This is a genomic window from Paenibacillus sp. FSL K6-2393, from assembly GCF_038002545.1.
Taxonomy (GTDB): domain Bacteria; phylum Bacillota; class Bacilli; order Paenibacillales; family Paenibacillaceae; genus Paenibacillus.
In genome coordinates, this window is record NZ_JBBOCU010000001.1 from 4,440,984 (window position 1) to 4,459,087 (window position 18,104).

An 18,104-nucleotide genomic window follows, 5' to 3' on the forward strand; every position below is an offset into this window, starting at 1 on the left:
GATTATTCCTCCTTCTCATCCCGCAAGAAATAAATCGTATCCAGACGGAATTGTTCTGCCGCCTCACGCACATCTTCCTTGCTAATATGTTCTACTTGAGCCAACAGTTCTTCAGCCGTTCTTTCTTTGCCAGACAACTGTCGATTGAAGTCATAAGCGATCATCTCAAAAGCAGAATCCTGCATTTCCTTAAGCAGGTTACGGATCATCGCTTTGGTCTGGGACATTTCAAGGTCACTGATTGTACCGCTTTTCATTTCTTCCAGCTGCTGCTTGATGATCGTGACGGCCTTCTCATAATTCGGGATTTCAATCCCGGATTGAATCGTTGCAATGCCCTTATGTCCGTCATATCGCGAAGACGCGTAATACGCCAGGCTTTCTTTTTCACGAACATTGACAAACAGTTTGGAATGAGGATAACCACCGAGAATCCCGTTGTACATTAGTGCTGCTGCATACTGAGGATCTCCATAAGTGATAGATGTGCGGAGTCCCATATTGAGTTTTCCCTGACTCACATTCAGTCGCTCAACAACGGTCTCCACTTCCTTATCTCCTCGAACCGCTGCCTGTGTCTGGTAATCAGAAGAGGACGTTCGATCTACATTGAAATGACGTTGAACGAGGTTCTCAACCTCCTCCAATGTCGTATCACCCACCACATACAGATCCATACTCGCCTGTTGCAGCCACTCCTGATAAGACGCAGTCAGTGTGTCAGGCTCAATTCCGGGCAGATCCTTTCGCTCACCCAGTGGGTGAAGACGGTACGGCTCGTTCTTGCACATTTCCTCAATACTGCGTTCAGCGGCATAGCGCATTTTATCATTCACGATGGACTCCAGCTTTTTACGAACAGTCTCTCGCTCTGCTTGTACATAAGACGTCCTGAAATGTCCATTCTCCTGTGCAGGTCGTGTAAGAACCTCTCCTAGGAAGGCAAATGAACGATCCAGTAGCTGTTCATCGCCTCCAACAAAGGAATCATTAATGGTATCCATTCGGAACTGTACAATCTGGTAATCCCCGCGTTTATAAACGTCAAAACCAAAACCTGCTCCATACAGATGCTCCAGTTGCTCACGAAATTGCGTTGTTTCCGGATAGGACTCCGTGCCACGTCGCAGAACAAAAGGTGTCAGCGCTACTTTGGTTACTGTATCTTCCCGTAAGGGAACTCCTGCATATAACGATATAGCAAACGTTTTGAAACGTTTAGTCGGAAGCACATGTATACGAAACTCTCTCTTGTTACCTCGTTCGAATCCTGATGTATTCAAATGTCAAAACCCCTTTACGGCGTCATTTGTCATGCAATCGTATTAAGCTAAACGTAACAACCATTTTAACCCATTCAAAAGGCAAGAAGCAACCGAAGTCACGCCTTCTGGTTGCTTCCAACATCATCACATACAAAAGATATGCTGTCCGATTGTTTTCACTTGTGGGCGGGTCCAGATCCATTTGGATGTTGCTGTCTTCGGGTTAAAATAATAGAGACATCCACCGGACGGATCCCAACCATTCAGCGCCTGCTCAACTGCCTTTTTGGCTTGTGCGTTCGGTTCCAGATAGATCTGTCCGTCCGCTACAGCCGTAAATGCACCTGGTTGAAAAATTACACCAGAAGGCGTACTTGGAAAGCTAGGTGAATTTACGCGATTCAAAATTACTGCTGCTACTGCGACTTGACCTTCAAACGGTTCACCCCGGGCTTCACCATATACAGCGTTAGCCATAATCTTGAGTTCATTCTCTGAGAGACCAAGCGCATTGGCAGATCCCATATTATCTTGCTCTTTATCTGCCGTATTGTTGCCGCCTCCACCCCCACCTGAGGATTCCTTGTGCAGCGGCGGCTCTGTTGGCGACCATTTGGTTGACGCATTGTACAGCTTGAGCTTGGTCTCAGCTCCAACCACACCATCTGCCTTCATGCCAAACTCGGATTGAAACCATTTGACGGATTTCAGCGTGCTGCTGCCAAAATTACTGTCGATTTTACCATTGTAAAATCCCAGGTACTTCAGACGCCCCTGAAGCTCATATACATCCTGACCGTAACTTCCATATTTCACTGTATTGCTGCTAAACGTAGGCAAGGCCTTTTCTTCTAGCTGCGGTGTACGCTCGGCTGAACTTTCAGTGGCTGTATTCGCAGGAAGCAAATAACGAATCTCCAATGCGGATATCAGCAAAATAGCAGTGAAAAGCCATAGGTTCATTTTTCGCATCGACTGTGCTCTACCTTTCTCTTGTGGGATTAACAGAATCGCTAAGGTTATTATGACAAGCCTGCTTGTTTCCTATGCACCAAATCATCCGATCTTTGGAGTAGATGGCAAAACTACAGTCTCCTGAGCAAGCAAAAAGCCCTCAACCAATAAAGTTGAGGGCTTAAACGAATCGTTGTAACCATGTTACACTACGAACTTATTTTATTCTGCTGATACTGTTCAAGTGAAACCAGTACTTCCCTTGGTTTGCTGCCCTCGTAAGGACCGATTACACCCCGGGCTTCCATGGAGTCAATTAAACGCGCTGCACGTGTGTAACCAACCCGCATACGACGTTGCAACAGGGAGACTGAAGCCTGTTTTGCCTCCAAAATAATCTGTACAGCTTGCTCATATAACTCATCCTGTACTTCATCTGCTGCCTGAATGGAATCATCCACTTCAGGTACAATGGATTCATCATACTGCGCTTCACCTTGACCACGTACGTAGTTTACAATATTCTCAACTTCTTCATCGCTCATAAATGCACCTTGTACACGAACCGGTTTTGATGCGCCCATTGGCATGAACAACATGTCTCCACGACCCAACAGCTTCTCAGCCCCACCCATATCCAGAATCGTTCGGGAATCGACTTGGGAGGATACGCCGAAGGCAATCCGCGATGGAATGTTAGCCTTGATTACCCCGGTAATAACGTCAACAGATGGACGTTGTGTGGCAATAATTAGATGGATTCCGGCTGCACGAGCCATCTGAGCAAGTCGTGCAATGGCATCCTCCACATCTCCGGCTGCAACCATCATCAGATCTGCAAGCTCATCCACAATGACAACGATATAAGGCAGAACAGCCGCAGGATTATCTTTCATCAGGTTATTGTAACCCTCGACGTTACGCGTGCCTGATTTGGAGAACAGTTCATATCGTTTCTCCATCTCAACCACAATCTTTTTGAGAGCAAGTGACGCTCGTTTAGGATCAGTTACTACTGGTGCCATCAGATGTGGAATTCCGTTATATACGTTCAACTCAACCATCTTGGGATCGACCATCAGGAACTTCACTTCATCCGGCTTGGCTTTGTACAATATGCTGGTAATAATTCCGTTAATACACACCGACTTACCGGAACCTGTAGCACCCGCGACCAGCAAATGGGGCATACGAGCCAAGTTACCAATAATCGTCTGACCCGAGATATCTCGGCCAAATGCAATGGTCACTTTGGATTCTGCATCCTGGAACGTTGCTGTCTCCATTACTTCACGCATCGTTACAACTGATACCTCGCCATTAGGTACTTCGATACCAATAGCAGACTTTCCGGGAATCGGTGCTTCCATCCGAATATCCTTTGCCGCCAGAGCCAACGCGATATCATCAGTTAGGCTGACAATCCTGCTGACCTTAACACCAATATCAGGCTGAATTTCATACCTTGTAACGGCAGGGCCCCGGACCACTTCAAGCACCTTGGCGCGAACACCGAAACTCTCCAGTGTAGCTTCCAGCTTGCGTGCTGTCTGCATATAATCCTTCTGGTCACCCGCCTTGCCCCCATTGTTTGGCTTGGCAAGGAGACGGAATGACGGCAGCTTGTACGGCTTAGGAGGTGGCGGTGGTGGTTTCACCGGTTGTGTTTCCTGCCCTTCAGGAGTAGGAGTATCTGTTCCCTGCATTGCATCATTAGGTACTACTTCTCCACTCTGAATCTCATCCACAGCATTCAACCCGTTCGTACCCGCATCGGATGCAGACCACTCTGTCTCTACCAGTTCATCCGTTATTTTAATGGCATGCTCGCCCTGTTGTACTACGTTTGGATCAGCCAGATCATCCGGGAAAGGATAAGCATCGTCCAGATCATCTTCAATGCTTGCCTCTTCTGCTCTGACGTGCTCGAAAAAGTCTCGAATGATCGGCGCTGAGTTAGGTTTAGCCTGAACAGGAACACGTGATGAAGCTGATTTGTTCGCTACGTCTTCGGTTGCATCCTGCCACGCCTCTACATTGTGATCTTGTTCGGCGCGGTATACAATCTGTTCTGTTTCTGACGAATCGACCTCATCCAATTCACGTCCTGATGTCGCCTGTTCCCGATTAGCTCCCCATTTCCCAAAAAGTTGGAAGAATATTGGCGATTTTCGTTTTGGCAGATGCTGTTCCTCTAATTCATCCTCATACTCGTCTTCGTCATCTTCAACAGGAACAGGCACCACTTTACGAGCGTTACCTTTCTTCCTTCCATCAGATGCTGAAGCAGAACGTGCAGAGGGCCTCGACTCCAGCTTCTTGTACATCGAACTCCCGGCATCCCAAATCTTTGTACGGAATATTCGAATCAGATCCACATAAGATAGACTTGTAATCAGCATAAAACTGATGATAAACATGACAATCATGATGAGTCTCGCCCCAAGGCTGCCGAACAGCCACAGGAAAAGAGCAAATTGCCCAGCTCCGAGATAACCACCACTGATGTCCTTGTTAAGCATGGAGTCCCGCTCCCCTGGCGCAGCAGGGGTTAGCAACTCGGTTTGCATATCATTATGTACCTGTGTAATTACAGCACCAGGCTCAAGCGCACCAACCGGAATGAGCTTCTGGTGCATTGCAGAGACAGTACTCATCAAGGTTAAAGCAAAGACCAGCAATACCAGTCCTGTTTTGCGTGTGGTCCAGCCACTCGGCCATTTCCGGTGAATCATGACCATAAGGCCATAATAAATACCAACAAGTGGAATCGCAAAATAAAACTTACCAAGCATCAGTCCGAACATCTTGGAAAGCGAACGTCCAACGGTGGCTTCACCCGATAATGCTATGACAGCAAGGGTAATAAGCACAATCCCGTAAATTTCATATTTTAAAACGCCACTAAAACCAGCGCCCTTTTTTTTCCTCTTTTTTCTTCTGGCCAAAATCAGGTCACCCCCAGAAGAATATTATACCATACAAATATAATCCGTACATATGTTCTTTTTCTGCTCAATTTGTCTGAATTCGTCGCGTTATGCTGATCCCAAGTTACCCGAAAGCGGAATGGTCGAACCGGGCATATTAGCAGGATTGAGATAGGCTTCAAGTGGACAATCCAGCAAACGTACAATGACGGCTTCATTGTCATTAACAGGTCTCACCTGCATCAATAAACCATTCATCTTGATCTCCTTTGTATCTTCGCCCTCTTTCCACATTCCCGACCAGAGTTGTTCCGGGGGCATCACTGTATATAATGTCATTGGGTATAACCTCCCGCCTGCAGGGTCTGTCTCTTGTCTCCTATGAGCTGATTTAACTGAGCAATGGCTTGTCCAATTCCTCCTACTGCATCCATCAATCCATATTTCACTGCATCTGCGCTTCCTACAGCTGTGCCGATGTCCCGATTCAACTCACCGGTCTTAAACATCAGCTCTTTAAACATCTCTTCAGAGATATTCGAATGCGAAGTCACAAATCGAACAACCCTTTCCTGCATTTTCTCCATATACTCAAACGTTTGAGGTACACCAATGACAAGGCCGTTCATCCGAATCGGATGGATCGTCATCGTTGCACTTCCGGCAATCAGGGAATACGTTGAAGCTACAGCAATCGGTACTCCAATGCTATGCCCGCCTCCAATGACCACAGTAACCGTAGGTTTGCTCAGAGAAGCAATCATCTCTGCAATGGCCAGACCCGCTTCTACATCTCCACCTACCGTGTTCAAAATGATCAGAATACCTTCAATACGCTGATTCTGTTCCGCAGCCACCAGCTGTGGAATGATATGCTCATACTTTGTTGTTTTATTTTGTGGTGGCAAAATCAAATGCCCTTCGACCTGTCCAATAATGGTCATACAGAAAATATTCGATTCACCTGCAGGCGACTGTGTCTGCCCAAATTGCTGAATAGTCTCTGTCACGGGAGAGATGGCCTTGTCCTCCTGAATCGGAATCTCCGGCGCTTCAACTTCCGGTTGATTGGATCTTGATGCCTGCTTGCCATTCATACGTTCATTCATTTCAATAATCCCCTTCTCCATAAACATTTAATGTATTTCCTTAGTATGGGGATTTTTCCAACCGCCTTATACCCGGTACAGCAAATTGCTTCACATATTGATCCTATTGCAGATCTTCCTGAAAACGCAAAAAAAGCCCCTTCTCTACGAGGAACCGTCCAATATTACTCGTAGAGAAGGGGCGACTGTGTGCCTGAATATATGTTTTTGTTTAGCCTATTTTAAACTTCCATAATGATTGGCAAAATCATCGGTCTACGACGAGTTTGCTCATACAGGAAGCGTCCCAGTGCATCTTTAACATTTGTTTTGAGTGAAGCCCACTCGTTAACGTTCTCACTCATCAACTTCTGCAATGTGCTGCTAACGATCCGGTTGGCCTCATCCAGTAGTCCTTCCGATTCACGTACATACACAAATCCACGAGAGATGATGTCAGGACCGGAAACAATTTTTCCATCCTGTTTGCTCAGTGTCACCACAACAACAAGGATACCATCTTGTGACAACAATTTGCGGTCACGAAGTACAATGTTACCCACATCACCTACACCCAAGCCGTCGATCAACACATTACCTGCAGTAACTTTACCTGCTCTACGTGCTGCTCCACCTTGAATTTCGATCACTTCACCGATATCCGTGATGAAAATGTTCTCAGGTTCTACCCCTACAGATTCAGCAAGAACCGCGTGGCGACGCTGCATACGGAATTCACCGTGAATTGGCAAGAAGAATTTCGGTTTCATCAGGTTGAGCATCAGTTTCAGCTCTTCCTGGCTACCGTGACCAGATACGTGGACGCCACTGTTAGCACCGCTGTAATGCACGTTAGCACCCAGACGGAACAATTCATCAATCGTACGGCCTACATATTTTTCATTACCTGGAACCGGTGTTGCTGCGATAATGACGGTATCACCTGGCAGGATGTCCACTTTACGGTGTGTGGAACGAGCCATACGTGTCAATGCTGACATTGGCTCTCCTTGACTTCCTGTGCAGAGAATCACGACACGATCAGCTGCCATCTTGCCTACTTCTTCAGGTTCAATGATCATGCCATCCGGAATCTCAAGATAACCCAGTTCGGAAGCAATACCAACCACGTTCACCATGCTGCGTCCGATAACTGCAACTTTACGTCCAGTCACTTCTGCTGCATTGATCACCTGTTGGATACGGTGTACGTTGGAAGCAAATGTCGCTACAACAACACGTTGACTAGCTTTACGGAAGATATCTTCCAGAACGATACCCACATTTTTCTCCGATGGTGTGAATCCAGGTTTCTCAGCGTTTGTACTGTCGGACAACAGCGCTAACACGCCATTTGTTCCGATCTGTGCCATACGCTGAAGATCTGCATATTGACCATTGACTGGAGTATGGTCGAATTTGAAGTCACCTGTGTGAACAACTGCACCTTCCGGTGTTTCGACACATACACCAACAGAATCCGGAATACTATGGTTAGTAGCGAAGAACGATGCTTTCAGAACAGATCCAAGTTGGATCTCGGAATCAGCATCAATCAGAATACGTTTTGTTTCACCCAGCAAATTCGCTTCTTTCAACTTGTTTTCTACAAGTCCAAGCGTAAGTCTTGTTCCGTATACAGGAACATTCAGATGTTTGAGAACATATGGCAGACCACCAATGTGATCTTCATGTCCGTGAGTAAGGATGATTCCTCTTACTTTGTCACGGTTCTCAGTCAGGTAAGAAATGTCAGGGATGACAATATCAATACCAAGCATATCTTCTTCCGGGAATTTAAGACCAGCATCTACGACTACAATGTCGTTGGCGTATTGGATGACGTACATATTTTTACCAATCTCGCCTACGCCGCCCAAAGCAAAAATCATCAGTTTATCGTTATTATTTTTCTTAGACAAATGAATCTAAACCTCCTATGGTAGTTGGACGTCGTACCTTATTATTTATTGTAAGTTAAGAAAAGTAGTCCATACATCACATACCCACCTATCGGGATGAATGCAAAAGAACACCTTTATTCACGATATTTGGAAGAAGTTCTTCGAAGTTATTCCCTTTGACCAACAAGTTGGATTTGAAATTCCCTCTTAGCCGTTCCTTCCTTTTTCACCGCAAAGCTACACCACGAAACGATGTCGCTTTCAATTTCAAAAAAATACCGCACCCAGTCACTTGACATCATTATACATGATTAAAAACAAAAAAAACAAGTCACTCTCTCGTTAACCTGTAGGTTTCCCCTTAGCAGTGGAAAAGAAACCTCACATTACTCGTAAAAAAAAGAACCGCAGCCTCTACGAAGAGGAGCGGTTCTTTTGCTAATCTGAAGGATATTCCCATGATTAATAAAATAGTCCATATACAACCAAAATGATTACAAATTAAGCAAACCTTTGATATAAACCTGCTCCTCTTCCGTTGGCGGAATAAGAGGCAACCGTACGGAACCAACGTCTAGACCACGCAATGTCAGCGCATATTTCACCGCTACCGGGTTCGGTAGAGGCTGTGGACACTCAAACAGGCCTTTGAACACTGGGAACAACTGCTGATGAATCTGAGCAGCCTGAAGAGGTGCTCCGCCATAGAAGGCGTCAATCATTTTTTTCATTTCTGCCCCTACGACATGACTGGCCACGCTGACAATTCCATGTGCTCCAACCGCAATCGCTGGTAAGCCTGAAGCATCATCACCGGAATAAACTCTGAAATTTTCTGGAGCACTTGCTGCAATCAGTGTAACCTGCTCCATGGACGCACATTCCTTCGTAGCGACGATGTTAGGAATCTGTGCAAGACGAAGCGTTGTGGCTGCTGACAGGCTGGTTACTGTACGCCCAGGCACATTGTAGAGCATAACAGGTAGTTTGGTTGAGTTTGCAATTGCTTCAAAATGTTTGAACAAACCTTCTTGACTTGGTTTGTTGTAATACGGAACAACCAGCAATATGCCATCCACTCCGGCACGTTCAGCTTCCTGTGTCAAATGGATGGAATGTGCCGTGTTATTGCTTCCCGTTCCGGCTATAATTTTGCACCGACCGGCCGCATGTTTCACTGCAAATTCGAATAATTGAACTTTCTCAGTATCACTAAGTGTTGGAGACTCCCCTGTTGTTCCAGAAACCACAAGCGTCTCCGACTTTTGATCTACAATCAGATAGTCGATTAGACGTGCCGTTTCCTCCCAATGAATCTCTCCTTGTTCATTGAACGGAGTGACCATTGCTGTAATCAATCTTCCAAAGTCCAATTCGATTCCTCCTTCAAAACAGGTTTGGCTCCTCTAACTTCAGTTATTTACAAATGAAGTTCGAATGAGGCGTGAAGTGCCCTCAGGGCCTGAACCATATCTTCTTTTTTTACGAGTACCCAGATCGTTGTGTTCGAATCTGCCGATTGCAGGATCTGAATGTCTGCCAGTGTCAATGACTCCACGATTCGAGCCATGATTCCAGGTACACCATTAATGCCTCCGCCAATGACGGACACTTTGGCACAACCGGACAGGCTTTGTGGCTTGAGACCTATCTCCTGCAATACCTGTATGGCTTTCTCGGAATCACTGTCAAAAACCGTATAGACAACTCCCGAGGGGGTAACATTAATAAAATCAACGCTGATTGAATTCTCAGCCATGGTTTTGAACACTTTTAGTTGCAATCGATCTGCACCACCAGGCACATCCACCGTAATTTGCGTTACATTGCTCACGTAGGCGATGCCTGTTACATAACGGTCAACAATGCCTGTCTGCACATCCTGGAATCCTTCCGGATGCGTAACCAGCGTTCCTTCCGTGTCTGCAAAAGTAGATCTTACCCGCACTGGAATCTGGGATTGCATCGCAATCTCGACCGCACGTGGATGGATTACCTTAGCCCCGTGGTGGGCCATGTTACAGATCTCTGCATAACTCACAACAGTCAGTGGACGTGCATCCTCAACAATTCGCGGATCAGCGGTAAGTATCCCGTTCACATCTGTGTAGATATCCACCATTTCAGCACGTAATGCTGCACCGAGAGCTGTAGCAGACGTATCGCTTCCCCCACGACCCAGTGTCGTGAAGTCTCCGTTCTCTGTCTGCCCCTGGAATCCGGTTACAACAACGACACGGCCAAGCTGAAGCTGCTCCAACACACGAACAGGACGGACATCCAATATCCGGGCATTCCCGAAATTGTCGTCCGTCACAAAACCTGCTTGTGCACCGGTCAGCACTGTAGTTGGAATGCCTTCATGTTCGAGTAAACTGCTCAACGTTGTCGCAGATATGATTTCACCACAGCACAGCAGTAAATCCTTTTCGCGTGCGGATAGTGCGTTTCCGTTCTGTGCAGCCCAGTCTAGCAACGTATCAGTCGCATATGGCTCGCCGCGGCGCCCCATCGCAGACACAACGATGACCAGACTCAATCCTGCTTCAAGTTCACGTTTAACGTGACGGAGCACATGCTCTCTCGCCTGAACAGTGGAGAGAGACGTGCCTCCGAATTTCTGTACCATGATACGCATCTTTATTCCTCCATTTGTGTACGCAAGAAGACTGGACACGGGTCAAATCAACAAATGGATCACTCTAGGGAGCGTTCTGATGCGATAATTTCAGCATTTTATACGGCATTCCATCCCGCTCCTTTTTTGTAATTGTCTAGGACAATCGCAAATTAAAGGTCGCGGTTGTTATCGAGGTCATGACGCATACATTCACAATAGACCTCTCCCGCTTGCTTAACCTGTACTGCCCGCAAGCAGGAATGCCTTATATACAGGAACGTGGACATAGTAGCTGTTCAATCCAGCATATCGTCCCCCATGATTTTCTTTGTCTCTCGAACCCCTTCATTTCTCCAAGCGCATAAACGTTGTCACCGAATCATTGTTCCATCAAGCCTGTGAAGAACGCTCCACAATCATTGGCTGCAACTGTTTGCCCTCAAGAGCACTCCAGCAAGCCTCTGGAATCAATTCCATTTTGGCGACTAACGAGTTTGGTTTTTTCACTGGATCGTCTTGCCCAAATGGCACAAAATACAAGTATTTAGCCACGAGCAATTTGGCGATATTCGCAGCATTCAATCCCAGACCGTCATTCGTGGAAATCGCGAGCACAAGCGGACGCTGATTGCGCATCTGCGCTTTGGCTGCCATAAGCACTGGACTGTCGGTCATCGCATTAGCCAGCTTGCTTGTTGTATTCCCTGTGCATGGAGCAATCACCAGCACATCAAGCAGCTTGGAAGGCCCTAATGGCTCCGCTTCAACAATTGTAGAAATGATATCATTACCTGTTATATCTTTCAACTGTTTTTGCCAATTTTGCGCCGTACCAAAGCGTGTATCCGTCGTCAGAACCGAATTCGAAATAATCGGAATGACGTTGGCACCTTCAGCTACGAAGCGGCTAATTACCGGCATAACCTCTTCAAACGTACAATGAGAACCCGTAATTGCATAACCTACCGTTTTTCCCTGCCAGTTCATGATTTAACCTCCCGTGCGTTCTGTTCTTCCAAAAGCAAACGGATCAACGCGTCGGCAATAATGCCGCCAGCCGTTTTGGGAGCAACAATGCCGGGGAGGCCAGGCGCAAGTAGCGCTTTGATACCGCGTTTGTCGGCATACCTGAAATCACAGCCGCCAGGAGCGGATGCGAGGTCGATAATGACAGCCTTTTGCGGCATTCTGGACAGGATTTGTGCTGTGATTATCATAGTCGGTATCGTATTAAAAAGCAAGTCAACTTCCCCGGTTTGAGCGGCCAAATCCGTTGTCATGAAAGGCTTCCAGCCCATTATTGTAGCGCGGGCAGCATCCTCTTCCCGCCTGATTCCCACCCGTACATTTGCTCCAAGTCCCTGCAATGTTTTGGCCATTGTGAATCCTGTTCGACCAATGCCAAGCACAATGCATTCCGAACCATGGATTGTGAAGTCCGTCTCCCGAATAGCTATGGCGATGGCTCCCTCAGCTGTTGGAATAGAGTTATAAAGTGCAATATCATCACGATCAAGTACTTCAACAAGTCGCAGCCCATTTTCAAGACAAAGTTCGCGCAAGAACGGCTTTGCCATACCTGTGAACACAATACAATGCTCTGGTAATGCTGCAATATGTTCCTTTTTCAAATAGATCGGTGTGTCACTGAATGAAGTACTTACTTTTCCCTGGTCATCGCATCCGACAACAGGCAGTACCAGTACATCTGCGGAAGCAAACACTTCATCCTCCAGTTCCTGGTGCTCGATCCCTGGAATGGAACGCTCTATTTTATCGAAACCCACCACACTTACCGTTGCATCCAGCTCAGCGCACTTTTGAATGACTTCAAGCTGCCGCGCATCTCCGCCCAGGACTACAATCCGGACTCCGGTCAGCATCGGGACGTCACTCCTTTCACCACATGTATGCCTTATCGTATGCAGGGGCCCACAGGGGGGTGAAAACAATAATTGCATTCCACCTTCCGTTTCTCGAATGTAAAAAAGAGCCGCCCCTATCAGGGACGACTCTAAAGAATGGGTATATTTACGCTGCTTATTTCCCGGTATGACCGAATCCGCCTTCGCCACGTACCGTTTCCGAAAGTTCATTCACTTCCGTCAATTCAACCGCAGGCACGGTCTGGAAAACGATCTGTGCAATGCGCTCTCCCCGTACAATCGTGAACGGTTCCTGACCCAGATTAATCAACAGAACTTTAACTTCTCCGCGATAATCCGCATCAATGGTCCCCGGTGTGTTGAGGCAGGTAATTCCATGTTTGAAAGCCAGTCCGCTCCGAGGACGGATCTGTGCTTCCAATCCAGCTGGCATTGCCATCGCAAGTCCGGTAGGAATCAGGGTACGCTGACCCGGCTGCAATACAACGTCTTCCTGAAGTGCAGCTACTACATCAAAGCCGGATGCCAGCTCCGACATTTTTTGAGGCAGTTTAATATCTTCATTGCCCGGCAGTTTCTGTATTTGAACGTAATGCAACAAAATCATCCCTTCTCAATCCAGCGATCGTCTTATCTGAAGCGCCAACCATAGCAAGTGCAAAAGGTTCAGCAAACATCAGATCAAGTACCGCGTTAATATCGTCCATGGTAACTTGCTCAATTTTGGTAATCATCTCATCCAGCGTATGGTGTCTGCCCAGCATGAGTTCGTTTTTACCCAGACGATTCATGCGACTGCCTGTGCTTTCCAAGCTCAGAATCAAGCTGCCTTTGAGCTGTTCTTTTCCTTTACGAAGTTCATCTTCGGACAAGCCGTTTACAGCCAGATCGCGCAGAACCTCTTTGGTCAGATCGAGCACTTCTTTGGTCTGTTTTGGTGCTGTACCCGCATATATCGTGAAAAGTCCGCTGTCCGCATGAGAGCTATGATAGGAATACACGGAGTACGCAAGACCCCGTTTCTCACGAATTTCCTGGAACAGTCTGGAGCTCATGCCTCCACCAATGGCGTTATTCAGAACAACCATAGCGAATTGCAGCGGATCTCCGATTTTACAGCCCGGGAACGAAATACAGATATGATTCTGTTCCGTTTTCTTTTTGTGAAAGAGCTGTCCGCTTTGGAAGGCTGGCATCGTGACTGCTTCCGTTACTCCATTTACATCAAAAGCACCAAAATGCTTCTCCATCAGATCGATTACACTGTCATCAATATTACCCGCGATACTAATGACCGTGTTCTCAATCGTGTAGTGCTCCTTCATATATGCACGCAGATGACTGGAATCCATCGCTTTGAGACGTTCTTCCGTACCTAGGATTGGGTATGCGAGTGGATGCTCACCATAGGCGGCCAAGGCCATCAGATCATGAACCATATCATCAGGCGTATCTTCATACATCGAGATTTCTTCCAGAATGACGTTTTTCTCCTTGATCAATTCACCATCATCCATTTTGGAGCGGAAAAACATATCAGACAATACATCAACCGCAATCGGCAAATGTTCATCCAACACCTTAGCATAATAACACGTGTATTCTTTGGAAGTGAACGCGTTCACGTTACCGCCAATCGCATCGAACTGCTCCGCAATCGCCTTGGCATCATAACGATCTGTTCCTTTGAACAGCATGTGTTCAATAAAATGTGATACTCCGTTACTTGCAGGTTGCTCATTGCGCGAACCTGTCTTGACCCATATTCCGAAAGACACAGAACGGCAGGTCGGTATCTGTTCCATGACAACTCTGAGGCCATTGCCCAGCTGAATTTTTTTCATGGTTGGCCCTCCTACATCTCTATAATTGCCTTGATCTCAACCTTGAAATTGAAATCGACATTTGGTTCCAACTGTTTGATATTAACAAAAAAACAACGTTCACTCAACCGCAGAGGTATTTACACGTTCCGAGGACAGCGTCTCACTTACTGTTCCGAGCACCAAACCTTTGGCCCGTATGGATTGAATCATACCCTTTAAAGCTCCCGAAGAAGCAGCTGTAGGGTGCATTAGAATTAACGTGCCTGCCTCGGTATTTTTAGCAATTTTGGCAACAACAGCATCCGGGCTTGGTTTACGCCAATCCACAGTATCTACTGTCCATAACACGGTTTGCAGTCCCATGGATGAAGCAATGTCAACGGTCTTTTGATTAAAGTCACCGGAAGGCGGAGCAAACCAACGATTCTCTACGCCCAGTGTTTTATGGAGCAGATCCTGGGTTTTGCTAATTTCCAGCTTGGCCCGTTCTGCGCTCAATCGGCTCATGTTAGGGTGAGAATATGCATGGTTGGACATCTCATGCCCATGCTTCTGAATTTCTTTGGCCAGTTCAACGTTTTTGCTTAACCAACTTCCATCCAGAAAAAAAGTAGCCTTCACTTTCTCGGCATCAAGCGTATCCAGCATCGGTTTAATGTATTCGTTCCCCCAGGCCACATTAATCATAAAAGAAACCATCGGTTTGTTTGCATTGCCCCGATAGATCGGATGTGCACCCAAATCTTTAAGCTGAATCTCCGGCTCAATCTGACGGTAGACATACGCTATTTTGGTATTCAACGTTCCACTCAGCGCCTTACGGTATGTCGCTTCCACATCAATCTCCATGCCATTATAACCAGGAATCGCTTTCCATACCCGATCCACTCTGGCATTCACCGGAGCAATTTTCGTTTCAGCCGCTTTATCCCGAATCGCAGACAACAGCGCATCTTCTCCAGTTGCCTCCTTAAACATGTCAAAAGCATTTTGCGTACCTGGCCCATCACGGATCTCCGTAATGTATGTACGTACACTGCCAACTTGTCCGATCAATATGACCGCAGTCACACCCGCCAGAACAGCCGCCAGCTTTTTGGATTGGTTTCCCACAGCTCCATCCTCCCGCCGTCTTTGTCCCCATCATATGAGGACAAGGGCAAAAATATGAATGCTAAGCCATGGTTTCATCCTTGCTTTACATATTTAAACGTTAAAAAAAGAGCCAGAAATTCACATTCTGTCTCTTCATTCAATCTATCCATTTATAACATGTCGCTTCGGTATCCTAGGATTGAGCCGGAGCTTCAGCAGTCAAAACTGCTTTACGGGACAAGTTGATTCGACCTTGTGGGTCAATTTCCGTTACTTTTACCGTAATGGAATCACCGATAGCTACAACATCTTCCACTTTGGCAACACGTTCAGTTGACAGTTGCGAGATGTGCACCAGACCTTCTTTGTTCGGAAGTACTTCAACGAATGCACCGAATTTCTCTACGCGTTTTACTTTGCCGACATAAATCTCGCCGACCAATACTTCGCGCACAATACCTTCGATGATCGCTTTGGCTTTATCATTCATCTCCTGGTTGGAAGAAGCGATAAAGACACGTCCATCCTGTTCAATATCAATTTTAACACCGGTTTCTTCGATGATTTTATTGATAATTTTACCACCTGCACCGATCACATCACGGATTTTGTCCGGATTGATATGCATCGTTGTAATTTTAGGTGCATATTGTGATAACTGCTCACGTGGCGTATTCATCACTTCAGTCATTTTGCTCAAGATATGCAAACGACCTTCTTTGGCTTGAGCCAATGCTTCAGACAAAATTTGACGATCAATACCATCAATTTTGATGTCCATTTGAATCGCAGTTACACCTTCAGGTGTTCCGGCTACTTTGAAGTCCATATCACCGAGGTGATCTTCCATACCTTGAATATCACTCAGAATGGATACATGATCTCCATCTTTGATCAGACCCATAGCTACACCCGCAACTGGAGCTTTGATTGGTACACCTGCATCCATCATAGCCAGTGTGCTGGCACAGATACTTGCCTGGGAAGTTGAACCGTTGGATTCCAGAACTTCAGATACGAGACGAATCGTGTATGGGAAGTCTGTTTCGGAAGGGATGACTTTGGAAAGCGCACGCTCACCCAGAGCACCATGTCCGATTTCGCGACGGCCTGGAGCACGTAATGGACGAGCTTCACCTACGCTGAATGGTGGGAAATTATAGTGATGCATGAAACGTTTCGTTTCTTCAAGGCTGATTCCGTCCAAAATCTGAACGTCGCCCAGTGCACCAAGGGTACAGATGCTAAGTGCTTGTGTTTGTCCACGTGTGAACAAACCTGAACCGTGCGTACGTGGCAGCAGGGAAGTATCACATTCAATTGGACGAATCTCAGCAAGTCCACGTCCATCCGGACGAACTTTATCATGCGTGATCAGACGGCGCACTTCTTCTTTAACGATATCGTGCAGGACTTCCTTCACGTCTTTAAGCAATTCAGGACTTTCAATATATTTCTCTTCGAAGTGAGCAACAGTTTCGTCATTCACTAGATCGATTGCATCTTGACGAGCATGCTTCTCGGCAATTTTAACCGCTTCAACCAGACGAGCACTTGCGAAATCACGCACACTGCTGTTGACTTCCGCATTAACGGCATGTAACTTAACAGCCATTTTTTCTTTACCAGCAACTTGCACGAGTTGTTCGATTACCGCAACAATGTTTTTGATCTCGTCATGTCCAAACATGATTGCTTCAAGCATTACTTCTTCCGGTAATTCGTTTGCTTCAGCCTCAACCATCATGATGGCATCCTTGGTTCCTGCAACCACCAACTCAAGTTCACTGATTTCAAGCTGTGCAATCGTTGGGTTAATGATGAACTCGCCATCAATACGTCCAACTTTCACGCCACCAATCGGTCCGCTGAATGGAACATCCGAAATGCTCAATGCTGCTGATGTACCAATCATTGCAGCGATTTGCGGTTCACAGTCTTGGTCCACACTCATAACGATATTCAGAACTTGTACATCATTCCGGAAGCCTTCAGGGAACAATGGACGAATTGGACGGTCTGTCAGACGGCTTGAAAGAATAGCTTTCTCACTCGGTCTGCCTTCACGTTTAATAAATCCACCCGGGATTTTACCTACGGCGTACAATCTTTCTTCATAGTTCACCGTTAATGGGAAAAAGTCCAAATCTTTCGGCTCACTTGATGCTGTCACGGTACACAATACCACGGTATCCCCGTATGTTACCTTAACGGCAGCATTAGCCTGCTTGGCCAAACGCCCGGTTTCAAACGTAAGCTTTCTTCCGCCAAGCTGCATTTCAACACGCTGTTCCATGAAATTCCTCCTTTTATTCGTCCTAACTCAATGGATTCTGCATATTCACAGTATTTCCTGCTTGTCCTGCATTCATTAGCTATGTAAGATCTTGCAACATGCTAATCTGCACAACAAAAGCTCCTCACGGAGCCCCATCTACAAATATATGGCAACATGTTCATCTACAAAACAACCCGGCTGTAGGTTCCGCTTGTCCTTTTAGACAAAAGAATGACGGATAACAGCCAGGTTGGTTTT

Annotated in this window: 14 protein-coding genes; all 14 read right to left on the reverse strand. The window is 46.4% G+C overall.

Translation table 11 applies throughout. The features are described 5' to 3' along the window. Window positions 1-2: 2 nt before the first annotated feature. The 14 genes from yfmF to pnp all read right to left on the reverse strand — a co-directional run bounded on the left by yfmF (window position 3) and on the right by pnp (window position 17,864). A complete protein-coding gene (gene yfmF / locus MHI14_RS19530) occupies window positions 3-1,283 on the reverse strand; it encodes an EF-P 5-aminopentanol modification-associated protein YfmF (protein WP_289392043.1) in 1,281 nt (426 codons plus the stop codon). 126 nt (window positions 1,284-1,409) lie between these two features. Further along, the gene (gene sleB / locus MHI14_RS19535; protein ID WP_341131070.1) at window positions 1,410-2,237 is read right to left on the reverse strand and encodes a spore cortex-lytic enzyme; all 828 of its coding nucleotides are present in this window, start codon (window positions 2,235-2,237) and stop codon (window positions 1,410-1,412) included. Between the two features lie 191 nt (window positions 2,238-2,428). Beyond that, the gene (locus tag MHI14_RS19540; protein ID WP_341131071.1) at window positions 2,429-5,167 is read right to left on the reverse strand and encodes an FtsK/SpoIIIE family DNA translocase; all 2,739 of its coding nucleotides are present in this window, start codon (window positions 5,165-5,167) and stop codon (window positions 2,429-2,431) included. A 90-nt stretch (window positions 5,168-5,257) separates the two neighbouring features. Further along, entirely contained in the window at window positions 5,258-5,488 is a 231-nt protein-coding gene (locus MHI14_RS19545; protein ID WP_036670404.1) for a YlzJ-like family protein, read from the reverse strand. Next, window positions 5,485-6,258, reverse strand: coding sequence for a ClpP family protease (locus tag MHI14_RS19550; RefSeq protein ID WP_223869123.1), 774 nt, complete (start codon window positions 6,256-6,258; stop codon window positions 5,485-5,487). Before MHI14_RS19550 ends, MHI14_RS19545 begins: the two co-directional genes overlap by 4 nt. 221 nt (window positions 6,259-6,479) lie before the next feature. Then, window positions 6,480-8,159 carry a ribonuclease J gene (locus tag MHI14_RS19555; RefSeq protein WP_076208870.1) on the reverse strand — a complete coding sequence of 560 codons (1,680 nt, stop codon included), beginning with the start codon at window positions 8,157-8,159 and terminating at the stop codon, window positions 6,480-6,482. A 476-nt stretch (window positions 8,160-8,635) separates the two neighbouring features. Then, entirely contained in the window at window positions 8,636-9,514 is an 879-nt protein-coding gene (gene dapA / locus MHI14_RS19560; protein WP_249911078.1) for a 4-hydroxy-tetrahydrodipicolinate synthase, read from the reverse strand. Window positions 9,515-9,561: 47 nt separating this feature from the next. Then, entirely contained in the window at window positions 9,562-10,779 is a 1,218-nt protein-coding gene (dapG, locus tag MHI14_RS19565) for an aspartate kinase (protein ID WP_017689129.1), read from the reverse strand. Between the two features lie 372 nt (window positions 10,780-11,151). Continuing rightward, the gene (locus tag MHI14_RS19570; RefSeq protein ID WP_062833836.1) at window positions 11,152-11,748 is read right to left on the reverse strand and encodes a dipicolinate synthase subunit B; all 597 of its coding nucleotides are present in this window, start codon (window positions 11,746-11,748) and stop codon (window positions 11,152-11,154) included. Further along, window positions 11,745-12,644 carry a dipicolinate synthase subunit DpsA gene (gene dpsA / locus MHI14_RS19575; protein WP_076208873.1) on the reverse strand — a complete coding sequence of 300 codons (900 nt, stop codon included), beginning with the start codon at window positions 12,642-12,644 and terminating at the stop codon, window positions 11,745-11,747. Before dpsA ends, MHI14_RS19570 begins: the two co-directional genes overlap by 4 nt. Window positions 12,645-12,801: 157 nt before the next feature. Continuing rightward, on the reverse strand, window positions 12,802-13,248 hold the full coding sequence (gene dut / locus MHI14_RS19580) for a dUTP diphosphatase (RefSeq protein WP_017689132.1): 447 nt from the start codon (window positions 13,246-13,248) through the stop codon (window positions 12,802-12,804). Next, the gene (locus MHI14_RS19585) at window positions 13,208-14,491 is read right to left on the reverse strand and encodes a M16 family metallopeptidase (RefSeq protein WP_062833834.1); all 1,284 of its coding nucleotides are present in this window, start codon (window positions 14,489-14,491) and stop codon (window positions 13,208-13,210) included. Before MHI14_RS19585 ends, dut begins: the two co-directional genes overlap by 41 nt. A gap of 99 nt (window positions 14,492-14,590) precedes the next feature. After that, complete coding sequence (locus MHI14_RS19590; protein WP_341131072.1) at window positions 14,591-15,586, reverse strand: polysaccharide deacetylase family protein; 996 nt, start codon at window positions 15,584-15,586, stop codon at window positions 14,591-14,593. Between the two features lie 175 nt (window positions 15,587-15,761). Then, entirely contained in the window at window positions 15,762-17,864 is a 2,103-nt protein-coding gene (gene pnp / locus MHI14_RS19595; protein WP_249911080.1) for a polyribonucleotide nucleotidyltransferase, read from the reverse strand. Window positions 17,865-18,104 lie beyond the last annotated feature (240 nt).